The sequence below is a fragment of the uncultured Microbacterium sp. genome (assembly GCF_963528945.1).
GTDB lineage: Bacteria > Actinomycetota > Actinomycetes > Actinomycetales > Microbacteriaceae > Microbacterium.
Window position 1 is genome coordinate 41,748 of sequence record NZ_CAURWX010000002.1, and the last position, 22,648, is coordinate 64,395.

Here is a 22,648-nt window from a genome sequence, read left to right on the forward strand (position 1 = left end):
TCCCCACGGTCGGTCCACGAAGGGTCGAGCGGTCGGCTCAGCACCCACCAATCCTGAACCACCAGCCAAGCTGGGTACGGTGGGTACCGGGGCTCGTGCTCACCAATCGGTCAGCACCTCGATGAACCTCTCGTACACAGCCCGCCCCTCCTCCGCACCGATCGGCCCAGCACTCATGCGGGGCCAATACCCCCGTAGACGTCACTTCTCCCCTACAGCGATCGCTACCCGGAAACGATCAACAAGTCGAACGGACCCCGCCACCCATTGATGGCCTCACTCGTAGTCACGGCTTGCCCCCGGCCGCCGCGACCGGAGCCGCTCAGGTGCTCCCGTACCCCGCGACCCGCACGTCGCACCTCGCACCTCGCGATTGCACGCCATACCCAGCACCTGACGGCCGGACTCCCCCACAAGCCAGGCAGCCGGCGAGTTGCACACGGACGTCGCCCGTCACGCACTTCGCTTCGCGTTTCACGTGAAACATGACCCCGGAGGGCGCGCCACGCCCGGATTCCGCACGCTACTTCCAGGGAACGGGCCACACCACAGTCCCACCCTGGCGATCACCCCACCCGAGCCTGTCGCATCATGAACACGTCCACGTCGTCTTCGTCATACGCCACGAAACCGAACCGCTCGTAGAGTCGGCGGGCCGGGCTGCCCTGCAGAACGTTCAGGCGGTACGGCCGCTCATCCCGCGGCTCGAGCAGCGCTTCGAGCACCGCGTGCCCCACCCCTCGGCCCTGCAGGGCGGGGTCGAGGTAGAAGTGCTCGAGCCACCATCCGTCCTCGGCATCGCGGAGAGCGACGAGACCACAGTCGCGGCCATCCACCGTGATGACCCGGGTGTCGTCCGGCCGGTACGCATCGAGGAAGCGTTGTCTCACCCGCTGCGGATCGAAAACGCCCAGGCGCTCGAGGTCGGGGCGCATGACCACGGCACGGAGCTCGACCATCCATGAGGCGTCAGAGGCGACAGCGTCACGGAAAACCCAGTTCAGCGGGCTATTCATCGTGTGTCGGCCGGGATGACTCTCACGCAGCGCGAACGAAGGCCCGCACCACGCGGGTCGTCTCTGCGAGCACGCCCTCTCCCAGCACGTCGACGCGCACGTCCGACAGCCGGTACTTCTTGATCTGCTTCTGAGCCGCCTCGATCTCCTTGTCGGCGTTCATCCCCTTGAAGAGGGTGAGCTCTCCCCCGTCCCGGACGAGGGGTGCCGTCAGGGGCAGCAGGGTCCGCAGCGCGCTCACCGCGCGAGCGGTCACCACGTCGAACGCGCCGGGACGCCGCACGTCTTCCGACCGCGCGCGCAGGATCTCGACGTTGCTCAGACCCAGCGCATCCCTCTGCTCCGTGAGCCACGCCACCCGGCGTTCCATCGGCTCGACCAGCGTGAACTGCACCTCGGGCCGTGCGATCGCGAGCACCAGTCCAGGCAGCCCCGCTCCCGAACCGATGTCGGCGACGTGCCCGTGCACGAGCGGTGCGGCGATCGCACTGTTCAGCACATGCCGGGTCCATAGCCGCGGCAGCTCGAGCGGGCCGATCAGGCCACGCTCCTCGCCCTCGCGGGCGAGCGCCGCGGTGAACGCGCGTGCGAGATCGATGCGATCCCCGAAGATGCCGGCCGCCGCCTGCGGCTCGACCTCGAGCTCAGCGCCCATCGTCGTCCCGACCCGAACTCAGCGGCGACGCAGAACGGTGTGACGGTCGGCGCCCTCGCCGTACGACTCGGAGACGAGCCCCCGCTCGGCCGCGACGTCGTGCACGAGCTTGCGCTCGTAGCTCGACATCGCCGGCAGGGATGCCTGCGAGGCGCCTTCGTCGAGCTTCTCCGCCGCGGCGTCGACCAGGGTCTCGAGCTGGCGACGACGCGCGTCACGCGATCCACCGATGTCGAGGATGAGTCGCGAGAACGCCCCCGTCTTGTTCTGCACGGCGAGGCGCGTCAGCTCCTGCAGGGCCTGCACCGTGTCGGGCGCGGAGAGCAGGCTCAGCGAACCACTGTCGGCCTCGACCGACACGTACGCGCGGCCCTGTCGCACATCGAGGTTCAGATCGCCGTCGATGTCGGCGATGTCGAGGAGCTCCTCGAGGTAGTCCGCGGCGATGTCGCCCTCGTTCTCGAGCTCGGCCACGGTGGGCTCGACGCGCTCGGTGATGCTCTCGCTCATCAGGCGCTCCCCTTCTTCTTCGCACGCTTCTTACCGACCGGCTGCTGACGCTTGGGCGCCTCGGCCTTGGCCTTCTCGGCCGCGTCGAGCAGACGCTGCTGCTCCGCCTCGTACGCCGCCATCGGCACGACCTTGCCCGACGAGTCGATCGCCTTGCCCTTGCGCGCCAGACGCTCTTCGCGCGCCTTCGCCGCCTCGGACCCGGGGGTCGGCATCTCGCGGATCACGAGGAACTGCTGGCCCATCGTCCACAGGTTCGAGACGAACCAGTACATGACCACACCGAGCGGGAAGAACACGCCCGAGAAGATGAAGCCCAGCGGCAGCACGTAGAGCATGATCTTCTGCATCTGGTACGCCTGGCCGGTCTTGGCTTCGGGCGACAGGTTCTTGGAGATGATCTGCAGCTGCGTGAAGAACTGCGACGCGATCATGAGCACGACGAGCGTGACGAGGATGATGATCGCCGTGGTGTTGCCGGCATCCACCGCATTGCCGAGCGTCTCGTGCAGGGAGGCGATGCCGAACAGCTTGGCGTCGTAGAACTGCTCCGTGAGCTCCTGGTTGAGCAGGCCCACGCCGCCGACGCCCTGGGCGTGGTGCTTCGTGACGTCGCTCAGCACGCTGAACAGCGAGAAGAAGATCGGCATCTGCACGAGAAGCGGGAGGCAGCTCGACATCGGTGTCGTGCCGTGCTTCTTGTACAGCGCCATGGTCTCGCGGCTCATGGCCTCGCGGCTGAGCTGGTCGCGCTTGCCCTTGTACTTCTCCTGCACCTTGCGCAGTTCAGGAGCGATCTCCATCATCTTGCGCTGGCTCTTGATCTGCTTGACGAACAGCGGGATCAGCGCGGCGCGCACGACGACCACGAGTCCGACGATCGAGAGCACCCAGGTGAGGCCCGAATCGGCGGCCATGCCGACCGCGGTGAGCAGCCAGTGCCATGCCACGAGGACCAGCTCCACCAGCCACTTCAGCGGCCAGAGGATGGTTCCGATCAGGTCGAAGCCTCCGGAGGAGGGGGCCGGCGACGGTGTGGCGCTGGCGAGCAGAAGGTCGAGACCCACCGGTCAGTCCTTTCGAGCGGGAACGACGAAACCATGAGCGGTCAGGTCGTAACGGAAGTGTGCGTGCGGTTTCACGTCGTCGACGCCCCCGCGGGACCAGGGATTGCAGCGGAGGATGCGCCAGGCCGAGAGCGCTGCTCCCCGCACGGCGCCGTGCTGCTGCACCGCCCCTACAGCGTAAGCCGAACACGAGGGGTAGTACGCGCACACGTCGCCATACATGGGCGAGATCACCTTGCGGTACCCCGTCAGGAAGCCGAGCACCAGATTGCGCGGGACCAGAGGGATGCTCTGCACGACGTCTCGCGCGTGCATCCGGGCCGAACCGATCGACGACGCGGGTAGCGCGGTCATGAGGCGTCCGCCGGCGACAACCGCCGTAAGCACCGGTGCACATCCGACCTCAGCTCGTCGTACGTCGCCGACGCGGATGCAGGAAGGGCACGGATGACGACATCCGTGCCCTCGGGTACGCGGTCGAGCGCCTCGGCGCAGACGGCCTTGAGGCGACGACGAACCGTGTTGCGCACGACCGCGCCGCCGACCTGCTTGCTGATGATGAAGCCGAACCGCGGAACGCGTCGCTCATCCGAGGTCATCACCGACGTGATCACCGTCGCCCCTCCACACCGCGAGCCGCGACGGACCACCATGCGGTAGTCGATGCCGCGGGTCAGACGGTACGGACGGGCGAGCACAGCGGGTTACGCGGAGAGCTCGGTGCGGCCCTTCGCACGGCGTGCCGACAGGATGGCGCGGCCGGCGCGGGTGCGCATGCGGGCGCGGAAGCCGTGCTTCTTGGCGCGACGACGGTTGTTGGGCTGGAAGGTGCGCTTGCTCATGGAATCACTCCGGGGGTGCTGTCACCGGATTCACTGCGACCGGAGACATCTGTAGGGAACTGCCGAAAAGGCATAAGTCAACCGACTAAGGGTACGTCGCTGCGGCGCGCAGAGCAAATCTGCGCGCTGCGACCCTTGTCATCCGGTGCGTACCGCACAGCCATTATCCACAACCTCCGTCGCCACCTCGCACACAACACGCGCGTTGATATCCCGCGGCAGGTTGCCGTTCCCAGCCTCGGTGACTAGCGTGGGCATCCGTAGTTATCCACAGGCGGAGGACGGAACCCGCGCCGCCTCGCCCGATCACAGTCTCCGGAGCGTCATGTCCTCACCTGCCCAGCCCGACGTCCCGATCTGGACCACGGTGCAGGAGCTGCTCGTCGACGACGACCGGGTGACACCGCAGCTGCAGGGCTTCCTCAGCCTCGCCGTGCCGGCCGGCGTGATGTCGGCGACCCTCTATCTCGAGGTGCCGAACGATCTCACCGCCGCGCAGATCAACAAGCGGCTGCGCCTGCCGATCATGGAGGCGCTCGCGCACGTCGGCGAAGAGGTCACCTCGTTCCGCGTGGTCGTGAACCCCGAGCTCGTCGAGCAGCCGACCGCACCGATCGCCGTCTCGGACTTCGGTCGCCAGGAGAGCGCGGTGCGCGTCGAGTCTCCGATGGAGCAGCCGACGCCGCTGCGGCACGAATCGCGTCTCAACCCGAAGTACACCTTCGACAACTTCGTCATCGGCCAGTCCAACCGATTCGCCCACGCCGCCGCCGTCGCGGTCGCCGAGGCGCCGGCCAAGGCCTACAACCCGCTCTTCATCTACGGCGACTCCGGGCTCGGTAAGACGCACCTCCTGCACGCGATCGGCGACTACGCCCAGTCGCTCTACGCCGGGGTGAAGGTGCGGTACGTGTCGAGCGAGGAATTCACGAACGACTTCATCAACTCGATCGCGAACAACCGCGGTGCCGCATTCCAGGCCCGGTACCGCGAGGTCGACATCCTCCTCATCGACGACATCCAGTTCCTGCAGGGTCGCGCCGAGACGCAGGAGGCGTTCTTCCACACCTTCAACACGCTGCACGACCACAACAAGCAGGTGGTCATCACCAGCGACGTCGCACCGAAGCACCTGACCGGCTTCGAAGACCGCATGCGCAGCCGGTTCGAGTGGGGCCTCATCACCGACGTGCAGGCTCCCGACCTCGAGACGCGTATCGCCATCCTCCGCAAGAAGGCGCAGAGCGAGGCGCTCCACATCCCCGACGAGGTGCTCGAGTACATCGCCACGGTGGTGTCGTCGAACATCCGCGAGCTCGAGGGCGCTCTCATCCGCGTGTCGGCGTTCGCGAGCCTGAACCGCTCGGCTCTCGACATCTCGCTGGCCCAGACCGTGCTGCGCGACATCGTCGACACGGCCGAGGACAACATCATCTCGCCGACCGACATCATCACGGCGACCGCGCAGTACTTCAAGCTCACCGTCGACGACCTGTACGGGTCGAGCCGGTCGCAGCAGATCGCCACGGCACGGCAGATCGCGATGTATCTGTGCCGCGAGCGCACGAGCCTCTCCCTGCCGAAGATCGGGCAGCTGTTCGGCAACCGCGACCACACCACGGTCATGTACGCCTATAAGAAGATCAGCGACCTCATGAAAGAGCGTCGCTCCATCTACAACCAGGTGACCGAGATCACCACCCAGCTCGGTCGCCGCTGACCCGGCTCTCGACGTGAGGGGCACGGCATCCGATCGCGGATCCGTGCCCTTCGTCGTACGCCCGACCGTCCGACGCGCCGCACCGCCCATTTCTCCGCGCAGGAAAGATGCCTCTATGCACATGTGGATAACTTGTGGATTATCGGGTTCCGCATCGGGACGAATGTGGGGCGATCGCCCATTCCTGTGGATAACTCCGGGAGAGCGAATCGGGCGTCGGATGCTCTCCACCCGCGGATTCCTCAGGAATTCCACAACTGACAAACGTGTAGTTCCCTACGGCCGACTGCTATCCACCGAGTTATCCACAGTATCCACAGCTGTTAACACCGTTAAGGAGTTAATCCGGTTATGGCGCGATCCGATCACCAGACGGGTGGGGAGAACGCCGAGGCATGACAGGAAACCTCGTCGTAGGGATCGGGCGGATCGTGGGGCTAGCATGGGAAGCCCTGCAGTCGGCCATGCCCTGCAGCCCACCGACGACACCCGTCTCAGATCGACGACAAGGGAGCACCCGTGAGGTTTCAGGTCAATCGCGACGTCTTCAGCGAGGCCGTCTCGTTCGTCGTCAAGCTCCTGCCGCAGCGCAACCCGCAGCCGATCCTGGCCGGTGTGCTGATCGAGGCGGACGGGTCGGGGCTCACCCTCTCGGCGTTCGACTACGAGGCATCCGCCCGTACGACCATCGAAGCCACGGTCGACGACCCGGGCACGATCCTCGTGCACGGTCGACTGCTCTCCGACATCGCGAGCCGGCTGCCGAACGCGCCGATCGACATCGCCGTCGAGGACGACGGCAGCATCACCGTCACCTGCGGCTCTGCACGCTTCACCCTCGCGGCCATGCCGGTCGAGGAATACCCGTCGATCCCCGAGGTGTCCGGCCCGTCGGGTGTCGTCCCGGCCGACGAATTCGGCACCGCGATCGCGCAGGTCGGCTTCGCCGCGTCGCGCGACGACGTCACCCCCGTGCTCACCGGTGTGCAGCTCGAGGTCTCCGGGCACAACCTCAGCCTCGTGGCGACCGACCGCTACCGGGTGTCGCTGCGCGACGTGCCGTGGGACGGCGAGGCCGCGGGCGATCAGACCGCTCTGGTCCCCGCACGCACCCTGCTCGAGGTCGGCAAGACCTTCGGCCACGCCGGCACGATCCAGATCGCGTTCTCGGGTGCCGGTGACCGCGAGATCATCGCCTTCACCGCCGGCAACAAGACCGTCACGTCGCTGCTCATCAAGGGCAACTTCCCGCCCGTGCGCCGGCTCTTCCCCGAGCAGACCGACCACTACGCGGTCGTCAACACCGCCGATCTCGTCGAGGCCGTTCGCCGTGTCGCCCTCGTCCTCGACCGTGCCGCTCCGCTGCGGTTCACGTTCTCGGCCGACGGTGTGACGATGGATGCCTCGGGCAGCGAGCACGCGCGCGCCTCCGAGTCGGTCGACGCCATCCTCACCGGGGGCGACGAGGTGGTGCTCGGCCTCAACCCGCAGTACCTCATCGAGGCGCTCGGTGCGGTGAAAAGCGAGTTCGTGCGCGTGACCTTCACGTCGAGCGACAACGCCAACAAGCTCAGCCCGGTGCTCATCACGAGCCAGACCTCGGTCGACCAGGCCGGTCTCGACTCGTTCAAGTACCTGCTCCAGCCCAACCTGCTCCTCCGCTGATCCCGATCGGGCCGGAGCGAGCACTGTCCGACCCCGAAGGTAGTGTGAACGCGTGATCGTGGAGCACTTGAGCCTGGTGGACTTCCGCAATTACGCGACCGCCGAACTGGCTCTGCACCGCGGGCCGAACGTGCTCGTCGGCCGCAACGGTCAGGGCAAGACGAACCTCGCCGAGGCGGTCGTGTTCCTCGCCACGCTGGGTTCGCATCGCGTCTCGGCCGATGCGCCGATGGTGCGCGACGGGCAGGAGTTCGCGATCATCCGGGCTCGCCTCTCGCACGGGGAGCGCAAGGTGCTCGCCGAGGTGCAGCTCAACCGCCAGGGCTCGAACAAAGCGCGCATCAACGGGTCGCCGTCGAAGACGAACGAGCTCCCCCGTTACGCCCACGTGGTGCTCTTCGCTCCCGAAGACCTGCAGATCGTGCGGGGCGACCCGTCGGCACGACGCCGGTTCGTCGATCAGCTGCTCATCCAGCGCACCCCGCGTCTCGCCGCCGTTCTCGCCGACTACGACCGTGTGCTCAAGCAGCGCAACGCCCTGCTCAAGTCGGCTCGCGCCCGGGGCATCCGCGGCGAGGCGTTGAGCACGCTCGACGTGTGGGACGACAAGCTCGTCGCCCTCGGCACCGAGATCATCGTCGCCCGTCAGCGCCTAGCCGCCGATCTGCAGCAGCCCGTCGCCGACGCGTACGCCGCCATCGCGGGTGAGGATCACCGCCCCGAACTGGAGTGGGCCCTGTCGATCCGCGGCGGCGACCCGGAAGACGGCGAGGACTCGTCCGACGACGCCGAGACGGATGCCCCGGTTCCGGCATCCGTCGCCGAGATGTTCCGATCGTCGCTCGCATCGAAGCGCGCCAGCGAGCTCGACCGCGGTCTCACCCTCACCGGGCCGCATCGCGACGACCTCGTGCTGCGGGTGCGGGGTCTTCCCGTGAAGGGCTACGCGTCGCACGGCGAGTCGTGGTCGGTCGCGCTCGCGCTGCGCCTCGCGTCCGCCGAACTGCTGCGCAGCGAATCACCGGCCGGCGACCCGGTGCTGATCCTCGACGACGTGTTCGCCGAACTCGACGCCGACCGACGCCAGCGCCTCGCGGCGCTGACCGCGGGGTACGAGCAGGTGGTGGTGACCGCCGCCGTCGAGGAGGACATCCCCGAGGTGCTCCACGCGCACGTCGTTCGCATCACCGCCGGCACGATCAGCGATGAGCGCGAGGGGGGAGCCGCATGAACGACACCCTCCAGCCGCGGCCGGCATCCGGTCCCGGCGCGGCATCCGCTTCACGCGCGGCCATGCCTGCGGCATCCGACGCGGCGGGATCCGCCCGGGCATCCGCAGACGCCGGCGCCTCGGCACCCCCGCCCCCCGAGACGGTCGCGACCTACCTGCGCCTGCGCGGGCTGAAGCCGAGCAGCAAGAACTGGCGCCGCAAGAAGCGCCTCACCGTCGACGACGAGAACGTACCGTTCGCTCCGGGCCGCGACCCCGGCGCACTCGGCGACGTGCTCGACAAGCTCAGCCGCGACTCGGGGTGGCAGGTCGCTCTCGCGCGCGAAGACCTGGTGCGACAGTGGGCCGACCTCGCCGGCGCCGACACCGCCCAGCACTCCGAACCGGTGTCGCTCGAGCGCGGGCTGCTCACCGTCAAGTGCGACTCGACGGCCTGGGCGAAGAACCTCCAGTACATGCGCGGCACCATCCTCACCGAGATCGGTCGGCGTTATCCCGACGCCGGCGTCGAGAACCTGCGCTTCATCGGACCGGACGTCCCCTCCTGGAAATGGGGTCCCAGAGTCGTCCCAGGGCGGGGTCCGCGCGATACCTACGGGTAGGGCACCATCTGAGGGGGTCGGACGCCTCAGAGGGCCACACGCGGCCGTTGAGCGATATTTCCACTCGAAACCCGGCTAGACTGGGAGTTCGAACTATCGATGTGGAGAATGTCTTCTGATGACACCTGAATCCCCCGCTGACGAGTCCGAATCGACGACCGGGGGAACCCCCGACCCTTCGACGGGCTCCGCGAACGGAAACACATCGACACCCCCGGACCTCCCCGAGTACGGTGCGGACTCGATCCAGATCCTCGAGGGCCTCGAGGCCGTGCGCAAGCGGCCCGGTATGTACATCGGGTCGACCGGACCCCGGGGTCTGCACCACCTCGTCTACGAGATCGTCGACAACTCCGTCGATGAGGCGCTGGCCGGCTACGCCGACACCATCCTCGTCACGCTGCTCGAAGACGGCGGCGTGCGCGTCGTCGACAACGGCCGCGGCATCCCCGTCGACCCGCACTCCTCCGACCCGACCAAGTCGACCGTCGAGGTCGTGCTGACGATCCTGCACGCGGGCGGCAAATTCGGCGGCGGCGCCTACGCCGTCTCCGGCGGTCTGCACGGCGTCGGTTCGTCGGTGGTGAACGCGCTGTCGACCCGATTCGAGGTCGAGGTCAAGCAGAAGGGCCACGTCTGGCGTCACAGCTTCGCCGACGGCGGCAAGCCGCAGCAGGCGCTCGAGAAGGGTGAGACCACCGACGAGACCGGCACGGCGATCACGTTCTGGGCCGACGGCGAGATCTTCACCGAGACGACCGAGTACGACTACGACACGCTGCGCACCCGGTTCCAGCAGATGGCGTTCCTCAACAAGGGCCTCCGCATCGAGCTGCGCGACGAGCGCCCCTCGTCGGTGTACGAGATCGAGGAGGAGGGGCAGCCGATCGCGAAGCAGCCCCACGACGTCTTCTTCTACGAGCGGGGTCTCGTCGACTACGTCGAGTACCTGAACAAGGTGCGGCACGCCGAGGTCGTCACCGAGGAGATCATCGCGTTCGAGTCGGAGGACACGTCGCGCAAGATCTCGCTCGAGGTCGCGATGCAGTGGACCACCTCGTACACCGAGAACGTCTTCACCTACGCGAACACGATCAACACGCACGAAGGCGGCACGCACGAGGAGGGTTTCCGTGCGGCGCTGACCACGCTCGTCAACCGGTACGCCCGCGCGAACAACCTGCTCAAGGAGAAGGACGACAACCTCTCGGGCGACGACGTGCGCGAGGGGCTGACCGCGGTCATCTCGATCAAGCTCGGCGAGCCGCAGTTCGAAGGCCAGACGAAGACCAAGCTCGGTAACACCGAGGCGAAGGCGTTCGTGCAGAAGGTCGTCGGCGACCAGCTCGGCGACTGGTTCGAGCGCAACCCCGGCCAGGCCAAGAACGTGATCCGCAAGGCCATCGACGCCGCGACCGCCCGCATGGCGGCGCGCAAGGCGCGTGAGACGGCGCGTCGCAAGAGCGTCTTCGAGTCGGCGGCCATGCCCGACAAGCTCAAGGACTGCACCAGCAAGGACCCGTCGATCAGCGAGATCTTCCTCGTCGAGGGCGACTCGGCCGGCGGCTCGGCGGTGCAGGGTCGCGACCCGCACACGCAGGCGATCCTGGCGCTCCGCGGCAAGATCCTCAACGTCGAGCGCGCGCGTCTCGACAAGGCCCTCGGCAACAAAGAGGTCCAGGCGATGATCCAGGCCTTCGGCACGGGCATCGGCGAGGACTTCGACATCGAGAAGGCGCGGTACCACAAGATCGTGCTGATGGCGGATGCCGACGTCGACGGCCAGCACATCACGACGCTGCTGCTCACGCTGCTGTTCCGCTACATGCGCGGGCTCATCGAGGCCGGCTTCGTGTACCTCGCGATGCCGCCGCTCTACCGCCTGAAGTGGTCGAACTCGCCGCACGAGTACGTGTTCAGCGACGACGAGCGCGACGCGCTGCTGAAGTACGGACTCGACAACGGCAAGCGCATCCCGAAGGACGCCGGCATCCAGCGCTACAAGGGTCTCGGCGAGATGAACGCCAAGGAGCTGTGGGAGACCACGATGGACCACTCGACGCGCACGCTGCGTCAGGTGACCATCGAGGATGCCGCGGCCGCCGACGAGATCTTCAGCGTGCTGATGGGTGAAGACGTCGAGTCGCGACGCACGTTCATCCAGCGCAACGCCAAGGACGTCCGGTTCCTCGACATCTAGCCATGCCGTGGGTCCCCCGGTACGCCGCGGGGTCCCGGATGCTTCGACACGCTCAGCAACCCAGGAAATGACACATGACTGACGAAGAACGCCCCGTCCCCGAGCACGATCACGGCCGGATCGACCAGGTCGACCTGCAGTCGGAGATGCAGCGCAGCTATCTCGACTACGCCATGGCGGTCATCGTCGGACGCGCGCTGCCCGACGTGCGCGACGGGCTGAAGCCCGTGCACCGCCGGGTGATCTACGGCATGTACGACGGCGGCTTCCGTCCAGACAAGTCGTTCTCGAAGTGCGCCCGCGTCGTCGGCGAGGTCATGGGTCAGTACCACCCGCACGGCGACTCGGCGATCTACGACGCCCTCGTGCGTCTCGTGCAGCCGTGGTCTCTGCGGTACCCGCTGGCCCTCGGCCAGGGCAACTTCGGGTCGCCGGGCAACATGGGTGCCGCTGCGCCGCGATACACCGAGACCAAGATGGCCCCGCTCGCGCTCGAGATGGTGCGCGACATCGAAGAGGACACGGTCGACTTCACCGACAACTACGACGGTCAGACGCAGGAGCCCACGGTCCTCCCGGCCCGGTTCCCGAACCTGCTCGTCAACGGTTCGGTGGGTATCGCGGTCGGCATGGCCACGAACATCCCCCCGCACAACCTGCGCGAGGTGTCGGAGGCCGCACTCTGGGCCCTCGACAACCCCGAGGTCAGCCGCGAGGAGCTGCTCGACGGGCTCATCCAGCGCATCCCCGGTCCGGACTTCCCGACCGGCGCGCAGATCCTCGGCACCAAGGGCATCCACGAGGCGTATCGCACCGGGCGCGGCTCGATCACGATGCGCGCGGTCGTGAACGTCGAGGAGATCCAGGGCCGCACCTGCCTCGTCATCACGGAGCTGCCGTACCAGGTGAACCCCGACAACGTCGCCGTGAAGATCGGCGACCTCGCCCGTGACGGCAAGATCACCGGCATCGCCGACATCCGCGACGAGTCGTCCGACCGCACCGGTCAGCGTCTCGTGGTGGTGCTCAAGCGCGATGCCGTCGCGAAGGTCGTGCTCAACAACCTGTACAAGCACACCTCGCTGCAGGAGAACTTCGGCGCGAACATGCTCGCGATCGTCGACGGTGTGCCCCGCACCCTCGCGATCGACGGCTTCATCACGAACTGGATCTCGCACCAGATCGACGTGATCGTGCGCCGCACGCAGTTCCGCCTCACCGAGGCCGAGAAGCGCATGCACATCCTGCGCGGTTACCTCAAGGCTCTCGATGCGCTCGACGACGTCATCGCGCTCATCCGCCGGTCGCAGACCACGCAGGAGGCGAACGAGGGGCTGCAGAAGCTGCTCGACATCGACGAGATCCAGGCCGAGGCCATCCTGCAGATGCAGCTGCGCCGCCTCGCCGCCCTCGAGCGCCAGAAGATCATCGATCAGGCCAACGAGCTCGAGGCGCTCATCGCCGACTACAAGGCGATCCTCGCCGACCAGGGTCGCCAGCGCACGATCATCCGCGAGGAGCTGACGGCGATCGTCGACCGCTTCGGCGACGAGCGCCGCACCCACATCCTGCACGGGTACGACGGCGACGTCTCGATGGAAGACCTCATCGCCGAGGAGGAGATGGTCGTCACCGTCACGCGCGAGGGTTACATCAAGCGCACGCGCAGCGACAACTACCGTTCGCAGCACCGCGGCGGCAAGGGCATCAAGGGCGCCCAGCTGCGCGCCGACGACATCGTCGAGCACTTCTTCGTCACGACGACGCACCATTGGCTGCTGTTCTTCACCGACAAGGGACGCGTCTATCGGGCGAAGACCTACGAGGTGCCGGAGGCCGGTCGCGACGCGAAGGGCACGCACGTCGCCAACCTCCTCGCGATGCAGCCCGATGAGAGCATCGCGCAGGTGCTCGACATCCGCGACTACGGCGTGGCCGACTACCTCGTGCTCGCGACGCGCGACGGTCTCGTCAAGAAGACGCGGCTCGAGGCGTACGACACGAACCGTCAGGGCGGCGTCATCGCCATTCGTCTGAACGACGACGACGCTCTCGTCGGGGCTCTGCTCGTCGACGCATCCGACGACATCCTGCTCATCAGCCGCAAGGGCATGTCGGTGCGCTTCCAGGCGACCGACGACGCGCTGCGGCCGATGGGCCGGGCGACCGCCGGTGTGAAGGGAATGAAGTTCCGCGACGGCGACAGCCTGCTCTCGGCGTCGGTCGCCGACCCCGGCTGCTTCGTGTTCGTCGTCACCGACGGCGGGTATGCGAAGCGCACCGCGGTGCAGGAATACCGGGTCCAGGGACGCGGTGGATACGGCATCAAGGTGGCCAAGCTGAACGACGATCGAGGCACTCTCGCGGGTGGTCTGATCGTCGCCGAGGACGACGAGGTCTTGGTGGTTCTCTCCAGCGGCAAGGTGGTACGCTCTGCCGTGGCCGAGGTGCCCGCCAAAGGCCGAGACACCATGGGAGTGGTGTTCGCCCGGACGACGGAAGCCGACCGGATCCTCGCGATCGCCCGTAACAGTGAGCGCGGCCTGTCCGACGAGGAGTCGGAGGAGGCGGATGCCGCTTCCGACGTCACCGAGACGACGAACACCCCCGAGGAGAGCACGGACGCATGAGCACGGTAGCCGACAAGCTCGCGAAGAAATCCACCCGCAAGACCAGCGGCAAGCAGGTGCGCCTGCGCCTGGTCTACGTCGACTTCTGGTCTGCGATCAAGCTGTCGTTCCTGGGCGCCGTGGCGCTCGCGATCGTGACGATGGTCTCGTTCTTCCTGATCTACCTCGTGCTCGACGCGACCGGTGTGATGCTCAAGGCCGAAGAGTTCCTCCGCAGCTTCAGCAACAACGAGATCGTGCTGACCGAGATCGCCGGCCTGCCCCAGGTGATGGCGTTCGCCGCGGTGGTCGCGATCCTCAACCTCATCGTCTTCACGGTTCTCGGTGCGGTCGTCGCCGGTATCTACAACTTCGCGGTGAAGGTCACGGGCGGTCTGCTCGTCGGGTTCACCTCGAACTGACGGTTCTCACGAAGGGGCGGATGCTGCGGCATCCGCCTTTCGTTGTTCCCGCGGGTCTTCCTCCACCACACGGTAGGGAAAACCCGAATCGAGGTGTCCGGTTGACTCGGTGTCGGGGCCCCGACCCCCGGCTCTACCGTGGAACCATGACCACACAGACAGCGATCCCGCAGCGGACCAGGGCCGATCGGCCGCCGTTGCGCTTCTTCCTCACGGTGCTGCATCTCGCCGGCGTCGGACTGATCGGCGGCGTGATCTTCACGGTGCTCACCGGCGTGCTCAGCACCGGTCTGGGTCTTCTGCTCGTCGCCGGCATCGGCCTCATCTTCCTGGTGGGTCTCGTCTACGCGCTGTTCGGCGTCGGCTGGTTCGAAATCGCCCGGGTCGGCTCGCTGTACCGCGTTCCGGTGACCCCGCTGCGCTGGCGACCGCGTGACCGCCCCGGGTTCGTCGGATGGCTCCGCTCGCTCGGACGCCAGGCCGTCGACGGACGCATGTGGCGTGCCCTCGCGAACTTCGCGATCACCGCGATCCTCGGCTTCATCGTCCTCCGACTGTTCGCCGCTCTCGTCGGCTCGGTAGTGCTGCTCTTCGCCCCGCTGACCCCGGCCGAGAGCGTCTTCGGTCCGTTCGGCGGCGGAGGCATCCCGGTCATGTGGGCGCCGCTGGTCGGCATTCTCGGGATGGCGGCTGCGGTGGGCGGCACGATCGGTCTCGCCTTCCTGCACCGCACCCTGTCGCTCGCCATCGTGGTGCGCAGCCGCGAGGCCGAGCTCACCGAGCAGGTGCGTACGAGCACCGCGCAGCGCGAGGGAGCGGTGCGGGCGGCCGATGTCGAGCGCACCCGCATCGAGCGCGATCTGCATGACGGCGTGCAGCCCCGCCTGGTGTCGGTCGGTATGACCCTGGGCCTCGCCCAGCAGAAGATCGACGACGACCCGGGAGCCGCGAAAGAACTCATCGCCGAGGCCCACACCTCGACGAAGGCCGCGATCACCGAGCTGCGGCAGCTCGCCCGCGGCATCCACGCCTCGGTGCTCGACGACCGCGGACTCGACGCCGCCCTGTCGGCGCTCGCCGGCCGATCGCACATCCCCGTGCACCTCGACGTGCGCATGGAGGGGCGGTGCAGCCGCGAGGCCGAGGCAGCCGTGTACTTCTCGATCGCCGAGTCGCTCACGAACGCGGCCAAGCACTCCCGGGCCAGCGAGGCGCGCGTCGTCGTTCGGCTCCGCGACGGCGGGACGCTGTGGGCCCGCGTCGAGGACAACGGAATGGGAGGCGCGCAGGTGCAGCCCGGCGGAGGACTCGACGGCATCGCGAACCGCATCCTCGCCGCGGGAGGGACGTTCCGTCTCGACAGCCCCGTCGGCGGACCCACGAGCCTGGAGGTGAACGTGCCATGCGCATCCTGATCTGCGAAGACAGCGTGCTGCTGCGCGAAGGACTCGTGCGACTGCTGGAAGATGCTGGACACGAGGTCGTCGCGGCCCTGCCCGACACCGACGGTCTCACCGAGGCGGTCGCCTCGGAGTCGCCCGAGCTGTGCATCCTCGACGTGCGGCTTCCCCCGACGTTCACCGACGAGGGCATCCGCGCGGCGCTCGGCCTGCGCGCGACGCATCCTTCGCTCGCCATCCTCGTGCTGTCGCAGTACGTCGAGGAGCGTTACGCCTCCGACCTCATCGCGGCGCAGGGCGGACCCCTCGGCTACCTGCTGAAAGACCGGGTTGCCGACGTGTCCGAGTTCCTCGAATCGGTGAATCGCATCTCCGAAGGGGCGACGGTGCTCGACCCGGAGGTCGTGGCGCAGCTGCTCACGCGGCGCAACCGCGACGACCGGATGCTCCGCCTCACCGAGCGGGAACGCACGGTCCTCGCACTGATCGCCGAGGGCAAATCGAATCAGGCGATCGCCGGCCTGCTCTTCGTCTCGGAGGCGAGCGTCGAGAAGTACATCACCTCCATCTTCCAGAAGCTGGGCCTCGAGCAGGACGAATCGGGAAACCGACGTGTGCTCGCCGCCCTCGCCCACATCGAGAACCTCGGCGGCCCCGCGTCGCCGCACCAGACGGGAACGACACGATGACCACGAGCAACGACGACCGCACGCCGCTCACTCCCCCGCCGGCGCCGGGGTCTGGTCAGCCGGCACCGGGCTTTGCTCAGCCGGCGCCGCCGACGGCCCCCGCACCCGCGGCGGGCGGTGCGCCCACCGCGTCGAGGACCGCCGGGTTCACCGCGATCGGGATCGTCACCGCGATCGCCGGTGGACTGGCCCTGGTGGGAACGGGCGGCACCGCCGCCTTCGCCACCGCCGGAGCGATGTTCGCCTCGACCGACGGATCCACCGCCGTGCAGACGGTCGACGTCGACGGCCTCGAGAGCATCCGCGTGGATGCCGACACGAGCAGCGTGCGCGTCGAGTTCGCCGACGTCGACGAGGCCGAGCTGAAGGTGACGAACCCGCGCGGACCGGCATGGACGTTCGAGCGCGAGTCGGACGAGCTCGTCGTGCACAGCGCCAACCGCGGATGGGGCTGGTGGTTCGGCAGCTGGTTCGGTGAGGGCGAGGTGGCGGTCATCACCCTGCCGGAGTCGCTGCGCGATGCCGCGATCGACGCCGACCTGTCGCTCGATGCGGGCAGCCTCGACGTGGTGGGCGACTTCGGTTCGCTCGCGGTCGACGTGAACGCCGGAGCGCTCGACATCGAGGGGTCGGCGCTCAGCGTCGACGTCGACATGAGCGCCGGTCGAGCCGACCTGCAGCTCGACGACGTCGAAGAGGCGACCCTCTCGGTGTCGGCCGGCGACCTGGCAGTCGAGTTGACCGGCGGGGCACCCGCACGCACCGGTATCGACGTGAGTGCCGGCTCGCTCGACCTCACGCTGCCCGACGCCGAGTACCGCATCGATCAGAGCATCGACGCCGGGTCGCTCGACGCGACCGTGAAGCAGTCGTCGAGTTCGCGCAACGTTATCGACGTCTCGCTCTCGGCCGGCAGCGCCACCATCCGACCCGGCCGCTGAGGGGCGCGGGGGCGGGACTCACCCGGGTCTCGCCCCCGATTGGGACTTTCCACGAATCTCCGGTAAAGTTTCGGAGGTTGACGGGGCTATAGCTCAGGCGGTTAGAGCGCTTCACTGATAATGAAGAGGTCCCAGGTTCAAGTCCTGGTAGCCCCACTCCGAAACTCAAAATCCCCGCACGGGGCCTTAGCTCAGTTGGTAGAGCGCCTGCTTTGCAAGCAGGATGTCAGGAGTTCGAATCTCCTAGGCTCCACACTGTGTTGAGACAGTTCGAGAAGGCCCCGCCGAGTGCGGGGCCTTCTCGTTTTCCCCGTCGTTCCGGCGTTCGCGCGCGAAAAGCGAAGTCGGTGAGGGTTGTACACAGGTGTTAACAACCCTGTTAACAACTCCCGATCCGAAGTACTTCGGTATGCCTTCTGAAAACGCGTGAATCCCGGAGCGGCTTCGTGCGAAACTTCCGGCGTCGCTGCCGCCGCTCCGGACGCATCGTCGTCCTCGCGCGCGGAACTACCGAAGGAGAACACGTGGATCAGCCTGCGCAGACGGTGCCCGCTCGACCGACCGGCGCCTTCGTGGGAGCATCCTGGGTCGCCCTGGGGCTCGGAACCTCGCTGTTCTTCATCGGCCTGTACAACGCCTCGATGAGCCTCGCCGAGAAGGGCTTCTACCTCTCGGTGTTCCTGCTCGGCATCTTCGCCGCGGTGTCGGTGCAGAAGGCGGTGCGCGATCGCGCCGAAGACGTGCCCATCACCGGCGTCTACCTCGGCGTGGCGTGGAGCATGCTGCTCGCCGCGCTGGTGCTCCTGACCGTCGGGTTGTGGAACGCCGACCTGCTGCTGTCCGAGAAGGGCTTCTACGGGATCGGGTTCGCCATGAGCCTGTTCGCGGTGGTCGCGGTGCAGAAGAACGTGCGCGATCTGGCGGCGGTCCGAGAAGCGGCGCCCCCCGCGGCACGCCCGCGGCCGCCGCTGCTCCCGCCGCCCGCGGCCTGATCGCCACCCGCGACCCCGCCCCCGAATCCCGAACTCGAAGAAGACCGACATCACTGTCAGCGGTTCGATCACGTTCGAAGACGGCAAGCCCGTGATCGCCGACGTCTCGATGAGCGTCTCCTGGTGAGCGGCGCCGTCCATCGCCGGGCGCGGGGACTGCTAACGTAAGCCGGAGATGGCGGACCGGTGGGGTCGTGCCCGATTCCCCCGAAATCAGGTTCCCGTGACCACGCCGTCGAGCGCGCGCTACCCGTCCCCTCTCGCCTCTTCCCCGGTCGCTCGCCCGTCGCGCATCGCCGCCGCCCTCATCGCGATCGGCGTCGCCCTCGCCGCGAGCATCGCTGCGGTCTCGCCCGCATCGGCCGCTGTGGCCGAACGCACGTGCACGCAGACCGCGGCGCAGGTGCTCTGCACCCAGACCTTCTCGTTCACCGGCGCCGAGCAGGAGTACGTGGTGCCCGCGGGCATCACCTCGATCTCCGCAGAAGTGGTCGGGGCGGCCGGTGGCACGCGATCCGACACCAACCGGCCCGCCGGTCGGGGTGCAGTGGTGACCGGGCAGTTCGCGGTCACGCCCGGCGACACCCTGTTCATCGAGGTCGGCGGTGTCGGCGGTTCCTGGACCGCGGGCGGAACCCCGACCCCCGGGGGCTTCAACGGCGGAGGTGCCGCTCCGACCTACTTCGAGCCCAATTGGTACGACCTCGGGGGCGCGGGCGGGGGCGGCGCCTCGGATGTCCGAACGGTGTCGTCCGCCGTCGAGGGAACGCTGACGTCCCGCCTCGTGGTCGCGGGTGGCGGCGGCGGCGCGGCACTCGATGGCGCCGGCGGCAACGCGGGGAGCCCGGGCGGACCCACGATGTACAACAGCTTCGGTGGGGCCGGCACGGCGAGTGCGGGCGGGGCCGGTGGCGTGAGCACCAACGGTCCGGCGGGCCTGCCGGGAACCCTCGGTAGAGGTGGCGATGGCAGCTCGTCCGGCGGTGGTGCCGGCGGCGGCGGTGGTCTGTACGGCGGCGGCGGCGCGTCGACCTATGGCGGCGGCGGGGGCGGTTCTTCGCTGGGCACGGTCACCGGTCTCGCCTCAGGTCCGGCCTCGGTGACGCTCAGCTATGTGTCGCGAACCTCGACGCTCGACGTCAGCACCCCGATGACCACGGTCACGGCCGGCGGGTCGGTACCTTTCTCCGTCGCGGCCGGCGACGTGCGCGGCGACACCTGGAACGGCACTGCTGCGACGACCTTCTCCAGCTCCGACGCGTCCGACGTCGTCACCGGCAACAGCATCCGTTTCGCGAAGGCCGGCGTGCGCACGATCACGGCGACCAACCAGGGCGTGACCGACACCATCCAGATCACAGTGGAGGTCGGCCCGGCGGTCGGGCTCACCGTGACCCCCTCAGCATCCACTGTGGTCGCCGATGGGGCCGCGACCTTCTCATCCCGCGCCTTCGACGTCGCGGGCAATGACCTCGGCGACGTGACCGCCCGGACGACGCTACGCAGCTCGGTCGCCTCCGACGTGGTCATCGGCGACAGCATCCGCTTCGGTGCTGCCGGCGAACGGACCATCGTCGCACAGGACGGGACGGTCACCGGGTCCGCACCGATCACGGTCACGGCGGGCCCTCTGGTGGCGCTGACCGCGTCGGCGGCGTCGACATCGGTCACCGCCGGCGACACTGTCGCGTTCACGGTCTCCGGGCGTGACGCGGGCGGCACCGACCTAGGGGACGTCACCGCGACGACCACCTTCTCGAGCTCCAACCCCGCCGACACCGTCGTCGGGAACACGGTCACCTTCGGTCCCGCCGGCACGCGCACCGTGTCGGCGCGCAACGGCCTGGTCACCGACGGAGTCGTCGTGGATGTCGCGCCCGGACCGGCGGCGGGGATCGTCGTGACCGGTCCGACCGCACCGGTCACCGCTGGCGGTACCGCATCGTTCGCCGTCACAGCGATGGATGCCGGTGGCACTGTCCTCGGCGACGTCACCGCCGACACCACATTCGCGAGCTCGGTCGAGTCGGACGAGGTGGAGGGAGACGCGATCACCGTCCACGCCGCCGGGCCGCGCACGATCTCCGCCTCGTACGGCACGCTGACGGCTTCCACCGCCCTCGTGGTGACGGCCGGTCCGATCGCCGCCATCACGGTCGCGATCCCTTCGGCGTCCGTCGTCGCCGGCGACACGCTCGACATCACCGCAACCGCCACGGATGCGGAGGGCAACGATCTGGGAGACGTCACCGAGTCGCTGACCTTCGCGAGCTCGGCCAGCGGCGACACCGTGTCGGGTTCACGCATCCGCGTGAGCGAAGCGGGGACGCGAACGATCACCGCTACCGACGGTACGACGACGGGCGCCCTGGTGGTCGACGTGATGGCGGGTCCGATCGCGTCGATCACACTGACGGCGGCTGCGGAGAAGCCCGTGGTCGGCGACACGGTGGGCTTCACCGTGGCCGGCTTCGATTCCGAGGGGAACGGGCTCGGTGATGTCACCTCTCTGGCGACGCTCGCCAGTTCGGTCGAGGGGGACCAGGTCACCGGGTCGACGGTCACCGTCGTCTCGGCCGGGCCGCGCTTCGTCACGGCCACGGTCGACTCGATCACCACCGGCCTCACCGTCACGGTCGAAGCCGCCCCGGCCGTCGAGGTGGGGGCGCCGCCCGCTCCGTCCGCGTCGGCGGCCGTCGCCGCTGATCCGGCCGATCCCGCGCTCGCCGCGACCGGGGCCGCATCGGGGCTGCCGCTCGTCGGAGGCGCCGCCGCACTCGTGTTCGGTGCGCTGCTGATGATGGCCGTCGGGTCTCGCCGCCGCTCGGCAGACTGACGTTCCCCCGCGCTCGAGCTGAACCTCCGTACCTCCTCCGAGTCGCGGGGGATCCCTCGCCCCGGGCGCAGCGCGTCCGTAGCGTGGCAGCCATGGATACCAGACGAGGTCTCATCATGGGCGCGCTCCTGACGGTCGGCGTCGCGCTCGCCGGATGCACGGGCGAGGCGACGGATGCCGAGCCGCAACCGTCGCCGTCATCGACGCCCTCGGCGACCTCGACCCCGACGGCGGATGCCGAGACCGACGAGGCCATGCTGCCCCTCCCGGTCGACGAGATCGGCGACTGGGCCGCCACCGCCGTGCCGGTGTCGGACACGGGTACCGGAGCGGGTCCGTTCTCGGGCTGGATGAGCGCGCACACCTCCGCGCATCACCGCACCGACTTCCGGTCGCTCGAGCCGGGCATGTTCCAGGGCCAGATCGCGTGCCGCGGTGAGGGAACGATCACGCTCTCCGCCGGACAGGTCGATGCCGAGGCATCCACCGGGCCGATCGCGTGCACGAACGAGACCGTCGCGTTCGACGTCGTCACCACCGAGACCGGGGCGAGCATCCTCCTCGACCTCGAGGGCGACCCCACGGTCTACGCGGTGTCGCTGCTGCGGGTCGAGTGAGCGGCCGCGCCCATCGCAGTCACGGGCGGTGCGCCGGTCAGAGGCCGGGGCCTCGGATGATCCGCACGGGGCCGCGCGCCTGATCGATGCGCACCGGCTCACCCTTCTGGGTCACGACGATGTCGCCGCGGGCGGCGAGCCCGTGCGCGACCCGGCGCACGTCGTCCATGTGATCGCGCCACGACTCCCCGCCGACGGTGCGTGCGACGTCGCTCGGGCAGATCGACGACCCGTCGCGCTTTCGCACCAAAGCGCGCAGCGTCGAGGCGATCCGATCGTCGAACGCATCGCCGGCGCGGTCCTCCCACCACGGATGTCCGCGCTCACCGAGAGCGACCTTCGCATCCTGCACGCGTGCCCGGGCATCCTTCTCGGCGTTCTTCTCGGCACCCTTCACCGCTCGGCGGGCCGACATCAACTCATCCACCAATTCTTGGCGGAACGAGTCGGGGATCGTCGGATCGGTGGCCCGCCAGCGTCGCCCGTCGATCACGAAGTGGTGCCCGTCGGGCGTGCGCTCGGGCTCGGTTCGGTGCTCGGTGGCAGTGGACATGCTCCCACCCTCCGCCATCCTCCAGGCGCGGTGAAGGGTCTTGACGCCGGCATCCGCCCGGTGCACGACGCCCGGCCAGCA

General features: G+C 68.3%; 21 protein-coding genes and 2 tRNA genes. 15 read left to right on the forward strand and 8 right to left on the reverse strand.

Going from position 1 to position 22,648, the window contains the following annotated elements; all coding sequences use genetic code 11:
* Positions 1-566 precede the first annotated feature (566 nt).
* From RWS82_RS07370 to rpmH, 7 genes are all read right to left on the reverse strand, one after another.
* Positions 567-959 (reverse strand): GNAT family N-acetyltransferase, encoded by a 393-nt coding sequence (locus tag RWS82_RS07370; protein WP_314648284.1) that lies wholly within the window; start codon positions 957-959, stop codon positions 567-569.
* 79 nt (positions 960-1,038) lie between these two features.
* Complete coding sequence (gene rsmG / locus RWS82_RS07375; protein WP_314648286.1) at positions 1,039-1,671, reverse strand: 16S rRNA (guanine(527)-N(7))-methyltransferase RsmG; 633 nt, start codon at positions 1,669-1,671, stop codon at positions 1,039-1,041.
* A gap of 18 nt (positions 1,672-1,689) precedes the next feature.
* Entirely contained in the window at positions 1,690-2,181 is a 492-nt protein-coding gene (locus RWS82_RS07380) for a R3H domain-containing nucleic acid-binding protein (protein WP_314648289.1), read from the reverse strand.
* Positions 2,181-3,248, reverse strand: coding sequence for a membrane protein insertase YidC (gene yidC, locus RWS82_RS07385; RefSeq protein ID WP_314648290.1), 1,068 nt, complete (start codon positions 3,246-3,248; stop codon positions 2,181-2,183). The genes RWS82_RS07380 and yidC overlap by 1 nt, the downstream gene beginning before the upstream one ends.
* A gap of 3 nt (positions 3,249-3,251) precedes the next feature.
* On the reverse strand, positions 3,252-3,602 hold the full coding sequence (gene yidD, locus RWS82_RS07390) for a membrane protein insertion efficiency factor YidD (RefSeq protein ID WP_314648292.1): 351 nt from the start codon (positions 3,600-3,602) through the stop codon (positions 3,252-3,254).
* Entirely contained in the window at positions 3,599-3,946 is a 348-nt protein-coding gene (rnpA, locus tag RWS82_RS07395) for a ribonuclease P protein component (protein ID WP_314648295.1), read from the reverse strand. Before rnpA ends, yidD begins: the two co-directional genes overlap by 4 nt.
* 6 nt (positions 3,947-3,952) lie before the next feature.
* Complete coding sequence (rpmH, locus tag RWS82_RS07400) at positions 3,953-4,090, reverse strand: 50S ribosomal protein L34 (protein ID WP_022879826.1); 138 nt, start codon at positions 4,088-4,090, stop codon at positions 3,953-3,955.
* A gap of 448 nt (positions 4,091-4,538) precedes the next feature.
* On the opposite strand from rpmH, the gene dnaA reads away from it, so the two are divergent.
* The 15 genes from dnaA (at position 4,539) to RWS82_RS07475 (ending at position 22,014) form a co-directional block, all read left to right on the forward strand.
* Positions 4,539-5,810 (forward strand): chromosomal replication initiator protein DnaA, encoded by a 1,272-nt coding sequence (dnaA, locus tag RWS82_RS07405; protein WP_400190079.1) that lies wholly within the window; start codon positions 4,539-4,541, stop codon positions 5,808-5,810.
* Positions 5,811-6,329: 519 nt separating this feature from the next.
* Positions 6,330-7,475, forward strand: coding sequence for a DNA polymerase III subunit beta (gene dnaN, locus RWS82_RS07410; protein WP_314648312.1), 1,146 nt, complete (start codon positions 6,330-6,332; stop codon positions 7,473-7,475).
* A gap of 52 nt (positions 7,476-7,527) precedes the next feature.
* Positions 7,528-8,706 (forward strand): DNA replication/repair protein RecF, encoded by a 1,179-nt coding sequence (recF, locus tag RWS82_RS07415; protein WP_314648314.1) that lies wholly within the window; start codon positions 7,528-7,530, stop codon positions 8,704-8,706.
* Between the two features lie 62 nt (positions 8,707-8,768).
* Positions 8,769-9,308: a DUF721 domain-containing protein gene (locus RWS82_RS07420; protein WP_400190080.1), complete on the forward strand. Its 540-nt coding sequence runs from the start codon at positions 8,769-8,771 to the stop codon at positions 9,306-9,308.
* 118 nt (positions 9,309-9,426) lie between these two features.
* The gene (gene gyrB, locus RWS82_RS07425; protein WP_314648320.1) at positions 9,427-11,508 is read left to right on the forward strand and encodes a DNA topoisomerase (ATP-hydrolyzing) subunit B; all 2,082 of its coding nucleotides are present in this window, start codon (positions 9,427-9,429) and stop codon (positions 11,506-11,508) included.
* A gap of 74 nt (positions 11,509-11,582) precedes the next feature.
* Entirely contained in the window at positions 11,583-14,138 is a 2,556-nt protein-coding gene (gene gyrA / locus RWS82_RS07430; protein WP_314648323.1) for a DNA gyrase subunit A, read from the forward strand.
* Positions 14,135-14,539 (forward strand): DUF3566 domain-containing protein, encoded by a 405-nt coding sequence (locus tag RWS82_RS07435; RefSeq protein ID WP_314648326.1) that lies wholly within the window; start codon positions 14,135-14,137, stop codon positions 14,537-14,539. The genes gyrA and RWS82_RS07435 overlap by 4 nt, the downstream gene beginning before the upstream one ends.
* Positions 14,540-14,685: 146 nt before the next feature.
* Entirely contained in the window at positions 14,686-15,954 is a 1,269-nt protein-coding gene (locus tag RWS82_RS07440; protein WP_314648329.1) for a histidine kinase, read from the forward strand.
* Positions 15,942-16,628, forward strand: coding sequence for a response regulator transcription factor (locus tag RWS82_RS07445; protein WP_314648331.1), 687 nt, complete (start codon positions 15,942-15,944; stop codon positions 16,626-16,628). Before RWS82_RS07440 ends, RWS82_RS07445 begins: the two co-directional genes overlap by 13 nt.
* Positions 16,625-17,569: a DUF4097 family beta strand repeat-containing protein gene (locus tag RWS82_RS07450; protein ID WP_314648334.1), complete on the forward strand. Its 945-nt coding sequence runs from the start codon at positions 16,625-16,627 to the stop codon at positions 17,567-17,569. Before RWS82_RS07445 ends, RWS82_RS07450 begins: the two co-directional genes overlap by 4 nt.
* An 82-nt stretch (positions 17,570-17,651) precedes the next feature.
* Positions 17,652-17,725: transfer RNA gene (locus tag RWS82_RS07455), tRNA-Ile, on the forward strand.
* Between the two features lie 24 nt (positions 17,726-17,749).
* Positions 17,750-17,822: transfer RNA gene (locus RWS82_RS07460), tRNA-Ala, on the forward strand.
* A 271-nt stretch (positions 17,823-18,093) separates the two neighbouring features.
* The gene (gene yiaA / locus RWS82_RS07465; RefSeq protein WP_314648336.1) at positions 18,094-18,561 is read left to right on the forward strand and encodes an inner membrane protein YiaA; all 468 of its coding nucleotides are present in this window, start codon (positions 18,094-18,096) and stop codon (positions 18,559-18,561) included.
* A 223-nt stretch (positions 18,562-18,784) separates the two neighbouring features.
* Entirely contained in the window at positions 18,785-21,397 is a 2,613-nt protein-coding gene (locus RWS82_RS07470) for a glycine-rich protein (protein WP_314648339.1), read from the forward strand.
* A 92-nt stretch (positions 21,398-21,489) separates the two neighbouring features.
* Positions 21,490-22,014 carry a hypothetical protein gene (locus tag RWS82_RS07475; protein ID WP_314648341.1) on the forward strand — a complete coding sequence of 175 codons (525 nt, stop codon included), beginning with the start codon at positions 21,490-21,492 and terminating at the stop codon, positions 22,012-22,014.
* A 37-nt stretch (positions 22,015-22,051) separates the two neighbouring features.
* On the opposite strand, the gene RWS82_RS07480 is transcribed toward RWS82_RS07475, so the two are convergent.
* A complete protein-coding gene (locus RWS82_RS07480; RefSeq protein ID WP_314648344.1) occupies positions 22,052-22,567 on the reverse strand; it encodes a DUF3253 domain-containing protein in 516 nt (171 codons plus the stop codon).
* Positions 22,568-22,648 lie beyond the last annotated feature (81 nt).